This window comes from Nocardia sp. JCM 34519.1, assembly GCF_020361265.1.
Taxonomy (GTDB): domain Bacteria; phylum Actinomycetota; class Actinomycetes; order Mycobacteriales; family Mycobacteriaceae; genus Nocardia; species Nocardia arthritidis_A.
In genome coordinates this window covers 329,168-341,317 of the sequence record NZ_JAIRBR010000002.1, presented here as the reverse complement: position 1 = coordinate 341,317, position 12,150 = coordinate 329,168, and the positions used below count along the sequence as shown (strand labels likewise).

At 65.7% G+C, this 12,150-nt stretch carries 10 protein-coding genes; 6 read left to right on the top strand and 4 right to left on the bottom strand.

What is annotated here, in order from left to right:
• Positions 1-268 precede the first annotated feature (268 nt).
• Positions 269-1,354 carry a DUF4185 domain-containing protein gene (locus LGY53_RS07830; RefSeq protein ID WP_225725950.1) on the top strand — a complete coding sequence of 362 codons (1,086 nt, stop codon included), beginning with the start codon at positions 269-271 and terminating at the stop codon, positions 1,352-1,354.
• A 57-nt stretch (positions 1,355-1,411) separates the two neighbouring features.
• Here the strand turns inward: LGY53_RS07830 and LGY53_RS07825 are convergent, their stop codons facing one another.
• From LGY53_RS07825 to LGY53_RS07815, 3 genes are all read right to left on the bottom strand, one after another.
• Complete coding sequence (locus LGY53_RS07825) at positions 1,412-1,654, bottom strand: hypothetical protein (protein WP_225725949.1); 243 nt, start codon at positions 1,652-1,654, stop codon at positions 1,412-1,414.
• Between the two features lie 542 nt (positions 1,655-2,196).
• On the bottom strand, positions 2,197-2,412 hold the full coding sequence (locus tag LGY53_RS07820; protein WP_225725948.1) for a hypothetical protein: 216 nt from the start codon (positions 2,410-2,412) through the stop codon (positions 2,197-2,199).
• Between the two features lie 222 nt (positions 2,413-2,634).
• Positions 2,635-4,677 (bottom strand): VanW family protein, encoded by a 2,043-nt coding sequence (locus tag LGY53_RS07815; protein WP_225725947.1) that lies wholly within the window; start codon positions 4,675-4,677, stop codon positions 2,635-2,637.
• Positions 4,678-5,068: 391 nt separating this feature from the next.
• On the opposite strand from LGY53_RS07815, the gene gnd reads away from it, so the two are divergent.
• From gnd to LGY53_RS07800, 3 genes are all read left to right on the top strand, one after another.
• Entirely contained in the window at positions 5,069-6,100 is a 1,032-nt protein-coding gene (gene gnd, locus LGY53_RS07810) for a phosphogluconate dehydrogenase (NAD(+)-dependent, decarboxylating) (RefSeq protein WP_167478662.1), read from the top strand.
• 173 nt (positions 6,101-6,273) lie between these two features.
• On the top strand, positions 6,274-8,028 hold the full coding sequence (locus LGY53_RS07805) for an SDR family oxidoreductase (protein WP_225725946.1): 1,755 nt from the start codon (positions 6,274-6,276) through the stop codon (positions 8,026-8,028).
• Between the two features lie 57 nt (positions 8,029-8,085).
• On the top strand, positions 8,086-8,241 hold the full coding sequence (locus LGY53_RS07800) for a hypothetical protein (protein ID WP_225725945.1): 156 nt from the start codon (positions 8,086-8,088) through the stop codon (positions 8,239-8,241).
• A 9-nt stretch (positions 8,242-8,250) separates the two neighbouring features.
• Here LGY53_RS07800 and LGY53_RS07795 read toward each other — a convergent pair whose 3' ends face one another.
• Positions 8,251-9,585 carry an acetyl-CoA C-acetyltransferase gene (locus LGY53_RS07795; RefSeq protein ID WP_225725944.1) on the bottom strand — a complete coding sequence of 445 codons (1,335 nt, stop codon included), beginning with the start codon at positions 9,583-9,585 and terminating at the stop codon, positions 8,251-8,253.
• A gap of 254 nt (positions 9,586-9,839) precedes the next feature.
• On the opposite strand from LGY53_RS07795, the gene LGY53_RS07790 reads away from it, so the two are divergent.
• Both LGY53_RS07790 and LGY53_RS07785 read left to right on the top strand, forming a co-directional pair.
• Positions 9,840-11,198 carry a 3-oxoacyl-ACP reductase gene (locus LGY53_RS07790; RefSeq protein WP_225725943.1) on the top strand — a complete coding sequence of 453 codons (1,359 nt, stop codon included), beginning with the start codon at positions 9,840-9,842 and terminating at the stop codon, positions 11,196-11,198.
• Positions 11,198-12,064, top strand: coding sequence for a MaoC/PaaZ C-terminal domain-containing protein (locus LGY53_RS07785; RefSeq protein WP_225726275.1), 867 nt, complete (start codon positions 11,198-11,200; stop codon positions 12,062-12,064). The genes LGY53_RS07790 and LGY53_RS07785 overlap by 1 nt, the downstream gene beginning before the upstream one ends.
• The last annotated feature ends 86 nt before the right edge of the window (positions 12,065-12,150 follow it).

The following is a 12,150-nucleotide window of genomic DNA, read 5'->3' as shown; positions in this document are numbered from 1 at the left end:
ATCAAACCATTCCGAGCGGAAGATTTTTTTCCTTTCCGGGCGATTGGACCGGAAATGTCTATTTGTCGCGATTGTGAGCGTGCATTCGATATCGGTGCACGGTAAACCCGTTCCCGCAGTGCGATTCCGGCGTTTTTCGGCGCGTCGTCGCGTGACACGCCTCGAGAATTCACGCATCGCTGCTCGCATAGTCCCAGACAGCAGACGAATTCACAGTCGCGGATGCACAATGGCCCGTGATCGCGCGCTGCTAGAAGGGATTATCCGGATGAACCGATCACTGTCCGCACTCACCAGAATCGGCGCCATCGCCGCGGTCCTGTCCCTCGGGGCAGCGGGGGCCGCGAACGCCGATCCCAACGACATCATCCCGATTCCCGCACTGAACGGAATTCGCGGACTACCGCAACTCGTCGGCCCCACCCAGGCGGTGTTCCAGGTGACCGGCATGGACAGCCCGAATCGAACACAGAACTTCAACGTCCTCGGTACCGACCTCGGCATCATGTGGGACGACGGAAACGGCCGGATGCTCACCGCTTTCGGCGACAACGCGGGCCTCGGCATCCCGAACCTGTTGGCGGGCAGCATCTGGGCCTGGTCGTCCAATGTGCTGTTCCGCAGCAGCAACCACGATCCGTCGAACGGCATCTACTTCGACAGCGTGGTGCCGAATCCGTTGCCGAGCCCGAAGATTCCCGGCATCGAGATCAGCCTCATCCCCACCGCGGGCATCTCCGTCGGCGGCGTGCAGTACATGAGCCTGATGTCGGTGCGCGCCTGGGGTCAGCCGGGCAAGTGGGAAACCAATTTCTCCACCCTCGCCGCGTCCGGCGACGACGGACAGACCTGGGCACCGCTCACCACAACCCGGCGCGGCAATGCCGATGGATTCGAAAACTTCCAGCAGAACGCGTTTTTGAAGGATGGCGGCTACGTCTACCGATACGGCACGCCCGCGGGCCGGGGAAATCCCGGATTCGTCTCGCGCGCAAAGGAATCCGATATCGCCAATATCGACGCGTATGAGTACTGGGACGGAAAGGATTGGCGGCCCGGCGATCCCAGAACCGCCGCACCGATAGTCGGCGGCGTCGGCGAGCTGTCGGTGATGTGGAACGACCACCTCGGTCAGTTCGTCATGCTCACCACCGACGCCGCGAATTCCGTTGTGCTGCGGACAGCTCCCCGACCGGAGGGGCCCTGGAGCGAGCCACGGGTATTGATCGACGCGCCGGCACTGCCGTCGGCATACGCGCCGATGATCTTTCCCTATCAGACCGGTGGCGACCTGTATTTCATGGTCACCCAGCACAAGCAGTACAACGTCATTTTGATGCGAACGGCGTTGTGATGCTGATTGATACATGGAGCGGCCCGGCAAAAGTTGCCGGGCCGCTTTCCCTTGCGCCTACTCGGCGGAGGGCTTGCCCGAGCCGGAGCTCAGCGCCTTCGCGAGCGCCTTGATGGCTTCGGCGAATCCCTGGCTGGAGCCGGTGCTCGCGGTCGGGTCGTGCTCACCCACGGCGATGATCGGCTCGGCGCTTGGGATCGCCGGCTCCAGCGGGATCGTCGACGCCGATGCCAGGCCGGAACCTGCCAGCAGAATTCCCGCCGCCGCGACGGCCACACCGAACATACGCACTTTGTTCATTTAGGTTCTCCCTGAAGCTCTTTGGTCGATAACGGTTCGATCATCGACGGAAGACTTTCTATCACAGGGTTTTACGAGGTTTCTTCCCAAAAGCGGGGATATTTCCGATTTGCATGTTGCGTGCGCTTCGCCGGATACCGTGGCGAACAACCTTGCATGCCAATGGAATCTGCGCCCCTGATTATTTGGGCTTTCCAAAAAGATCGATTACCGAACCCTCCACATCGGCGCACGTCGAAGGCCGCCGAATCGACGATCGAGCCCGGAAACCGCTGGGGCCCAGCAACTCTCACACAGAGGGAGCTAGCCCAGCCGACCGGTCAGCTGAGCAAACCAGAGGCTAATTTGTGACAAATCTCCCAGCAAATGGAAGTAACGAACCGACGGTAACAGCGATTGGGCCGGACTCGATCCGAGATGCGGTCGCGGGTTCCGTAATGGTTATCAGTATCAAGCATACGCGCGCACCAATCACATTGTGCAGCCACCCAATACGAAAAAGCGGCCCAGGCAGTGCCTGGGCCGCTTCGGCTGTTCGAGGGTCAGTTGCCGGTCTTCTTGCCCGACGAACCCGAGCTCAGCGCCTTCACAATGTCCGTGACAGCCTTGCTGGAACCCGCATCGGTACCGGCGTCACCACCAGCGACCTGGTCAACACTCGGCTCCAACGGAATCACCGCCGCCGACGCCAAGCCGGACCCGCCCAGCAGAATCCCGGCCGCCGCAACGGCAACCCCGACCATGCGCACCTTGCTCATACAACTCTCCCTCATAGGTGTCTCATACGGTGCGGCTCCGGAACCGACGAATCAGGTTCTATCACAGGGGTTTACCAAAACGGACATCAATGGTCGGCACGCTCTGCGGCGCGGATTGCCCAGGAATAACGAATCTTTCATCTTGTCGAGTGCGAAACGCATTGCCCAGAACTGGCTTCCAGACGACTTCGGCGGGTAGCGGAATTGATTATGGACAACTTTCTACTCGCACTTGACCACCGGGATCGGGTCGTACTTGACCGTCCTTGTGCGACGGGAGATTTCGCGTCCGCTGCGTCGGTCGGTGATCACTCGGGTGTCGGAAGTGGTGAAGCCGGGCTGGCCTTCGGTGGCGATGCAGTCGTGGCCCTTCGGCAGCTTGATCGTCTGCGGCTCGGTGGGTTTGGTGCGGTCACCGGTGATGGACTCGACGTTGACCGTCTTCACGCCCCAGATTCGCACGGTGATCTCCGAGTCGGTGCCCACCGTCTCTATGTAGATGCCGTTTTCGGTGTTGTTGCGGAATTTCAGATCGATCGCGCCGTCGAAGACGGTGGCCTCACGGGCGGCCGGATACCGGGAGATGTAGTAGCTGTGCTCGGTGTGCCCGGCATCCTCGAGACCGGCGAAATAGGCCGCGTTGTAGAGGGTGGTGGCGAATTGGCTTATGCCGCCGCCGACTGCGGTGCTCGGGCGGCCGTGATCGATGATGCCCGACTCCACGTAGCCCTCGGCCGTGCCGCGCGGGCCGGTGAAATCGTTGAGCGAGAAGGTATCTCCCGGTTTGACGATGGCGCCGTCGACCTTCTTGGCCACCGTGCGGATATTCACTCCGGATGGTCCGCTGAAACCGCCGGTGGTGAACTGGCCCATTACCTCGGTGATGTTGAGCGCCTGCGCCGCCTCGGTGGTGAGCTTGGGATCGACCTTCTCGTAGACGGCCTGTGCGGTGCGCTGCTGCGGCGCGGCGATCAGTGCGGGCAACTGCTCCAACGACTTCGGCCAATTGATCTTGTCGCCGACCACCGCGGGCACCACCGTCGCCGCCCCGCCCGCGAAGGCGAATTTCGCATCCTTGGGCTCGACCTCGGACCCCGCGAGCTGCGGTGCCAGCAAACCAATGGCGGCGTCTTGTTGGAAGGTCGGTGCGAGCCCACCGTTACCGTCCGGGGTGAATGCGAGTATCGAAGCGATCTGCGCGGGATCCAGACTAGCCGCACCGCCCTTGCCTGCGAAGGTGATCGGCGCGCTGACCGCCGGTTCGGCGATCTCGTGCAGCGCCCGGTCCACCGATTCGGGCCGCACCCGCATCGGTGCCGCCGTCTGCGGTAGATCGAGCGGCCGGGCGAGCATCCATTCGTCGACGATCAGTCGCCGGGCCGCGTCCACATCCAGCACCCGCCCTGGAACAGGTGGCACCGCAACGGGTTTGGTGTTCTCGAAGCGGACCGTTCCCTCGACCGTCGGGCGGTCGTGCACGCGCAGCGCACCGAGCTGGCGGTCGAACGCGGCGGCGTCGACGGCGCTCACCACCGGAACCGTGTGCGAATGGAACAGCGAGACCAGTCGGGTGATCGGGTTCAGCGGCTGCCCGCCGATCCCGGACCACGTTGCGGGCCAATCGATCTCGAGTCCGGCCGCCTTCGGCACCAGGGTGCTGCGCAGATCGCCGATGGTGATCGGCACCTCCTGCGCGGACCGTGATTCCAATGCGGCGCGCAGCCTGGCGTCGGCCGAGCCGGGGCTCATGCCGCCGATATCGACCCCGGCCACCACCGTGCCGCGCGGCACCGAACCCGAGGTGAGCAGGAGATCCGCGACGTAGGCCAGGCCGCCGACCACCACGAGCGCACCGACCGCGACGCCGAATCGTTTGGCCATGGGTGAGGTGAGCTTGGCCCTGACCGTCGCGGATCTCGACGGGCTTTCGGGTCTCGGGCCGCGGGCCGCTGTCCAGCGGTCCGTGGCGGGTGTGGTCCGGTCGGCGGGTTCGGCATCGAGCGTCTGCGATTCGGTCCGATCGCGGCCGCCGAACCGGCCGCGCTTCTCGGCCGCAGGCAATTCGGTCGTGACCCGCTGAACCGGCAGCGGAACGGTCGGCATCGAATCGATATCGAGCTGCGAGTCGATGATGGGCAGGCGTTCGGTCACCGGATCCGAATCGTCGGTCTCGGTGACCCGATTCGATTCGAGGAGCCGCCGCAACCCGACCTCACCCTGTGCGCGGCGCGGGCGGCGCCGCCCGGCAGTCGACTCGCTGGTCACGAACCGGCCTCCCCGCTTCGGTTGCTTCGGGCCGCGCACCGCGCGCGACCGCCGCCCACAATAGTTGGCGGCCCGGGCTCGCGTCGGGCAGCCATCGGGCTACAGCAAATCGTGCGCAAGGTATCCCGCTGGATAACGCACGGTAGATATAGAGAACTCCGCGCAGTTGCCGGGTCGGGGGTCTGGCAACTACGCGGAGCAATCCGTTTATCGGTGCGGCGTTCGCGGCGTTACACATGCCCGCCGACATCGATCCGAGCAGACGCGAGACAATCGAATGCGACTCTTCGGACTGCCGCGGCGTGCGCGTCAAGGCCCGGAGGCGGTAGCGCAGCGGGCCCATGTAGAGCCTCGGGAACGCCGCAAATCGAACACAGAGGGAGATGATGGCATGCAGCTGGGAATGATCGGCCTCGGCCGGATGGGCGCCAATATCGTGCGCCGCATCGTCAGAGACGGGCACACCGCCGTCGGATACTCACGGCACGAGGAGCAGATCAAGGAGTTCGTCGACGAACTCGGCGACAGCTTCCAGGGCGCAACGGACTACAAGACCTTCGTCGCACAGCTCGAGCAGCCACGCATCGTCTGGGTGATGATCCCGGCGGGCGCGACCGGCGCCGTCATCGATGAGGTGGCCGAGCTGCTGGATCCGGGCGACATCATCATCGACGGCGGCAACAGCCGCTACCACGAGGACATCAAGCGCGCCAAGGCGCTGCAGCCCAAGGGCATCCACTACCTGGATATCGGCACCTCGGGCGGCGTCTGGGGGCTGGAGCGCGGCTACTGCCTGATGATCGGCGGCGAGGCCGATACGGTTTCGCATATCGAACCGCTGCTGAAGTCGATCGCCCCCGGCGTCGACGCCGCGCCGCGCACGCCGGGCCGCACCGGCGAGCCGTCGGCGGCCGAGCAGGGCTACCTGCACTGCGGCCCGGCCGGCGCGGGCCACTTCGTCAAGATGGTGCACAACGGCATCGAATACGGCGCGATGGCCGCGTATGCCGAGGGCCTCAACATCCTGCACAAGGCGAATATCGGCCTGGACCAGAACGGCCTGCACTCGGCCGAGGAGACCCCGCTGGACAACCCGGAGTGGTATCAGTACGACATCAATGTGCCCGAGGTCACCGAGGTGTGGCGGCGCGGATCGGTGGTCGCCTCATGGTTGCTGGACCTTACCGCGAGTGCGCTGCACGCCGATCCGGAGCTGTCGACATTCGGCGGCCGGGTGTCCGATTCCGGTGAGGGCCGCTGGACCATCGACGCCGCGATCGACGAGGGCGTCCCGGCGCCGGTGCTGTCCGCCGCGCTCTTCGCCCGCTTCTCCTCGCGCGGCGAATCGCTCTACGCCGACAAGATGCTTTCGGCCATGCGCAAGGCCTTCGGCGGCCACAACGAGCTGCCCGGTAAGCAGTAATTTCGCGTCAGCGGCCCTCGCACTTCACGAAATATGAAGTGCGAGGGCCGTTTTCGTTGTGGGCCCGGTGTCGCCGAATATCACGTTCGGATCCGGACTTCCCGATTCGGATTGTCTGAGACAGAATGGACTCGGATATCCGCGTCGGGCGGATCCGAAATGTGGAGTGACGCATGGCCGACAAGCACATGGTCCGCAATGGCGAGGTCGAGATCGCGGTATTCGAGGAGGGTAATCCGGACGGTCCGACGGTGCTGCTCCTGCACGGCTGGCCGGATACCCACCACCTGTGGCGCAATGTGGTGCCCGAGCTGACCGACCGCTTCCGCGTGCTGAGCGTGGATAACCGCGGACACGGCGAATCATCGAATCCGACTGGTACAGCGGCGATCTCAGTGGACAATTTTGCAGCCGACTATATCGCGGTGATCGAGCGGCTCGGCAACGGCCGCCCCGTGCACGTGCTGGCGCACGACTGGGGCAGCGTCGCGATGTGGGAGGTGGTGTGCCGACCCGACGCCGACCGCCTTGTCGCGTCGTTCACCTCGGTGTCCGGACCGAGCCTGGCGCACGTCGCCTGTTGGGCGCGCGGTCGGCTCGCCCGGCCGACCCCGCGCAATCTCGCGTTGCCGCTGGCGCAACTCGGGTCGTTCGCCTATTCGATTCCGTTCTCGCTGCCGGTGTTGCCGAAGGCCGCCATCAAGCTGGTTATGAACGAAAACCGCTGGCGCAGCATGCTTTCCGCTGCCGAAGGGGTGCCGCCGGAACGGATCCACCTGGCCCCGAGCTTCAAGGAGGATATGGCGAGCGGGCTGCGGATCTATCGATCCACCTTGGCGGCGAACCCGCTGCGCGCCCGCGAAGCGTTCACCACCGTGCCGGTGCAGATCATCGTCGGCACCCGGGATCCCGCGGTGCGGCAATCGAGTTACGCCGACGAGACCCGCTGGGCGGACGAGGTATGGCTGCGCGTGGTGAAAGGCGGCCACTGGCTGCCCTTCTCACATCCGGGGCTGCTCGCCTCCGCCACAATCGAACTGATCGACGCGACAAGCGCCGCATCGCAGGCACGTACGCTACGCCGGGCCCGAATGGGCGTACGGCGCGGGCCATTTCAGGATCAGCTGGTGGTGATCACCGGCGGCGGTAGCGGAATCGGGCGCGCCACCGCGCTGGCCTTCGCGCGAGAGGGCGCGGAAATCGTGGTCTCGGATATCGACGCGATCGCGGCGGAGGCGACCGTCGCGCTGATCGCCCAGGCGGGCGGCGTGGGATACGCCTATGAACTCGACGTCGCCGACGATGCGGCGGTGCGCAAACACGCCGAGGACGTCATCGGTGCGCACGGCGTGCCCGATGTGCTGATCAACAATGCGGGCGTCGGGCAGGCAGGCCGATTCCTCGACACCGAACCGGAGGACTTCGACCGGGTGCTGAACGTCAACCTGCGGGGCGTGGTCAACGGCTGCCGCGCCTTCGCGGGCCCGATGGCCGAACGCGGACTCGGCGGGCACATCGTGAACCTGTCGAGTATGGCCGGATATACGCCGCAGCAGGGATTCAGCGCGTACGCGACGAGTAAGGCCGCGGTTCTGATGTTCTCCGATTGTCTGCGGGCCGAATTGGCCGGAAGCGGAATCGGAGTGAGCACCATCTGTCCCGGCATCGTGCACACCAATATCGTTCGCACCACCCGGATTTCGGGCATCTCCGCGGCGGAGGAGGCGCGCAAGCAACAGTTCTACGACCGGCTCTACCGATTGCGCGGATACGGTCCGGACAGGGTGGCGAGGCAGATCGTTCGGGCGGTGCGGAAGAACAAATCGGTGGTCCCGGTGACACCGGAGGCGCGGGCACAGTACGTCTTCGGGCGGCTCGCGCCCGGCGTCGTCCGCTTCGCCGCCGCGCACGGACGGCTCATCCGGTAAGCGATCCCGTTGCGGGAGAGGACATCCCAGCGTTGGGAAGGCCCTACTTTTGATGGCGTGAACGCGCCCCGTCTCGCGAGAACGTTGGTGGAAGTGATCCGCGGATTCGTGATCGGGCTGCGCTACGGTCATTCGGGCCTGACAGCGGGCACTTGGGCGGAACACGACGCGGCGGCATCCGATCGCCGATCGAATACCGCCGCCCGCCGATGACTTCCGGACTCAGCGCTCCAGGATCGCCACGACGCCCTGACCGCCCGCCGCGCAGATGGAGATCAGCGCGCGGCCGGATCCCTTCTCCGCCAACAGCTTCGCGGTCGAGGCGATGATGCGGCCGCCGGTCGCCGCGAACGGGTGACCCGCCGCGAGCGATGATCCGTTGACGTTGAGCTTGGCGCGATCGATCGAACCGAGCGCACCGTCGAGGCCGAGCCGCTCCTTGCAGTACTGGTCCGATTCCCACGCCTGCAGGGTGGCCAGCACGACCGAGGCGAACGCCTCATGGATCTCGTAGTAGTCGAAGTCCTGCAGCGTCAAGCCGTTTCGGGCGAGCAGCCGCGGCACCGCGTAGGTAGGCGCCATGAGCAGGCCGTCCGGGCCGTGTACGTAATCGACCGCGGCGACCTCGCTGTCGACCAGATTGGCCAGCACCGGCAGGTTGCGCGCGGCCGCCCATTCCTCGCTGGACAGCAGCACCGCGGAGGCGCCGTCGGTGAGCGGGGTGGAGTTGCCCGCGGTCATGGTGGCGTCACCGAGCTTCACGCCGAAGACCGGCTTGAGCGTGGAAAGCTTTTCGATGGTCGAATTCGGCCGCAGGTTGTCATCGCGGGTCAGACCGAGGAACGGGGTGACCAGGTCGTCGAAGAAGCCGCGGTCGTATGCGGCGGCCATCCTGGTGTGTGAGAGGTAGGCCAGCTCGTCCTGCGCCTCGCGGCTGATGCCGAATTCCTTCGCGGTGATCGCGGCGTGCTCACCCATGGACAGCCCGGTGCGCGGTTCGGCATTGCGCGGGATCTCGATGCCGACCATGCTCGGACGCAGCCGGCCGACCAGCTTCGCGTAATCCTTGTTGCTCTTCGCGCGATTCGCGTCGAGCATCCATTCGCGCATCGATTCGCTGACGCCGATCGGCGCGTCGGAGGTGGTGTCGGTGCCGCCGCCGACGCCCGCCTCGATGCGGCCGAGCGCGATCGCGTCGCCGACGGTGACGATGGACTGCAGGCCGGTGCCGCAGGCCAGCTGGAGGTCGTGCGCCGGGGTGTAGGGCGAGAGGGTGCTGCCGAGCACGCTCTCGCGGATCATGCCGTGCTCGCCGACCCGCTTGAGCACCGCGCCGCCGACGACCATGCCGAGCCGCTCGCCCTGCAGCCCGAACCGGCTGACCAGGCCGTTCAGCGCGGCGGTGAACATGTCCTGGTTGGACGCGTGCGCGTACTTACCGTCCGAGCGCGCGAACGGAATCCGGTTACCGCCGACGATCGCGACCGGACGGGCGGTTTTACCGGTCTTTGCGGCGGACTTCGCCGAACGGGCTTTGGTAGTCACTCGAGTCTCCATGGTCTCGTCGATGAGGTTGTCCGGCGGCTCCGATGCCTGTGCGGAAATTTCCGCACAGATCGGCGCCCCGTCGCATTGGTTTACTTTAAACTTACTCTGGAGTAAGTTTGTTGTCGACACCGTAGCCGCAAATGTGCGTAACAAGACTGCGCGACAAGAGCAAACGGGCGAGCCCACAAACAAAAGCGGTGCGCGGTAACTTGCGACCAAGGTCCCGTGCACGTCGTCGATCACACACAGAAAAGGTAGGAACAGTGGCAGCCAGCAAGAGTAAGGGTGCTCCCAACCTCTACGGATCGTTCGTACACTCCGCGCCCGGCGCGTTCCTGGCGAGCAAGCTGGGACTGCCGCAGCCGGAAACCCTGCGGCGCTACGTCAAGGGCGAACCGCCGCTGCCCGGCCCCGTACTGCTCGGCGGTAAGGGCCGCGCGGCCGAGGCGGTGCGAAACCTGTTGTCCGACTACACCTTCGCCGATTCGCTCAGCTCCGGCACCAAGTACGGCGCGCTGGTATTCGATGCCACCGGCCTCGGCACCATCGACGATCTGGCGCAGCTGTTCGAATTCTTCCAGCCCGCCATGCGCAGCATCGCCGCCTGCGGCCGCGTCGTCGTCATCGGCACCACGCCCGAGCTGGCCGCCAGCGTCGAGGAGCAGATCGCCCAGCGCGCACTGGAGGGCTTCACCCGCTCGGTCGGCAAGGAACTGCTGCGCGGCGCCACCGCACAGCTGGTGTACCTGCACCCCGCCGCGTCGAGCGCCGCGACCGGACTCGAATCGACCCTGCGCTTCCTGCTCTCGGCCAAGTCGGCGTTCGTCGACGGCCAGGTGATCCGGGTCGGCAAGGAAGACGCCATCGCGCCCGCCGACTGGGATAAGCCGCTGGACGGCAAGGTCGCCGTGGTCACCGGTGCGGCGCGCGGCATCGGCGCGACCATCGCCGAAGTATTCGCCCGCGACGGAGCCAAGGTGATCGTCGCCGACATCCCGGCCGCCGGCGAGGCGCTCTCGGCCACCGCGAACAAGGTCGGCGGCACCGCGCTGGCATTGGACGTCACCGCTCCCGACGCCGCGGAGAAGCTCGCCGAATTCGCCACCGAACGCTTCGGCGGCATCGACATCATCGTGCACAACGCGGGCATCACCAGGGACAAGCTGCTCGCCAATATGGACGAGGGCCGCTGGAACGCCGTGCTCGGCGTGAATCTCGCCGCGCCGCACCGCATCACCGAGGGTCTGGTGGCGCGCGGTGCGCTGAAGGAGGGCGGCCGGGTGATCGACGTGTCCTCCATCGCGGGCATCGCGGGCAACCGTGGCCAGACCAACTACGGCGCGTCCAAGGCCGGTGTCATCGGCATGGTGAACGCCGAGGCGCCGAAGCTGGCCGAAAAGGGCGTCACCATCAACGCCGTCGCCCCCGGCTTCATCGAAACCGCGATGACCGCGGCCATCCCGCTCGGCACCCGCGAGGCGGGCCGCCTGCTCAGCTCGCTGTACCAGGGCGGCCAGACCGTCGACGTGGCCGAGACCATCGCCTACTTCGCCAGCCCCGCCTCGAATGCGGTGAGCGGCAACGTGGTTCGCGTCTGCGGTCAGGCACTGATCGGAGCATGATGACCAAGACCATCACGCTCACCGAACCGCCGAAGAACAGCGGGCTATTCGTCAAGGCCGCACTCGGCGCGCTGCCGGTGCCGCTGCTCTCGGCGCGCAAATCCACCCTGCCCGACCGAGCCATCCGGCTCGACGGACTGAAGGTGGACCCGGACCACCTGGCCGCCTACTGCCACGCGACCGGACTGCGGTTCGGCGACGCGCTGCCACTGACCTTCCCGTTCATCCTCAGCTTCCCGCTGGCGATGCAGCTGGTCGTCGCGCGCGACTTCCCGTTCACCGCGGTCGGCGCGGTACACACGCAGAACCTGATCGAGCGCAGCCGGGAGATCTCGGTCAGCGAACCGCTGGACTTCCGCACGCACATCGAGAACCTCCGGGAGCATCCGAAGGGCCTGCTCGTCGACGCCATCACCTCGGTAAGCGTTGGGCGCGAACAGGTTTGGCGTCAGGTCACCACCTTCCTGCACCAGCAGCGCACCTCGCTGTCGGATCAGCCGAAGGAAGAGCCGAAGCCGGAGGAGACGCCGCCACCGCCGATGCGGACCATCCGGGTGGATCAGAAGACGATCACCCGGTACGCCGCGGCCTCCGGCGACCACAACCCGATCCACACCTCGGCCATCGGCGCCAAGGCATTCGGCTTCCCGAAGGCCATCGCGCACGGAATGTGGTCCGCGGCCAATATTCTCGCCAACATCGAGGGCCGGATTCCGGAAAAGGCAACGTACACGGTCAAATTCGGCAAGCCGATCCTGCTGCCCTCCACCGTGAACGTCTACGCGGACCAGGTCGAAGGCGGCTGGGATCTGGCCCTGCGCAACCCGAAGAAGGGCTACCCCCACCTCACCGCGACACTGCGCTGAGTTTTCGAATACGAAGGGCCGCAGCTTGATAAGGATGCGGCCCTTCGTCGTTGCGCCGTAGTGGAGCGACAACCAGCCGACCTGCC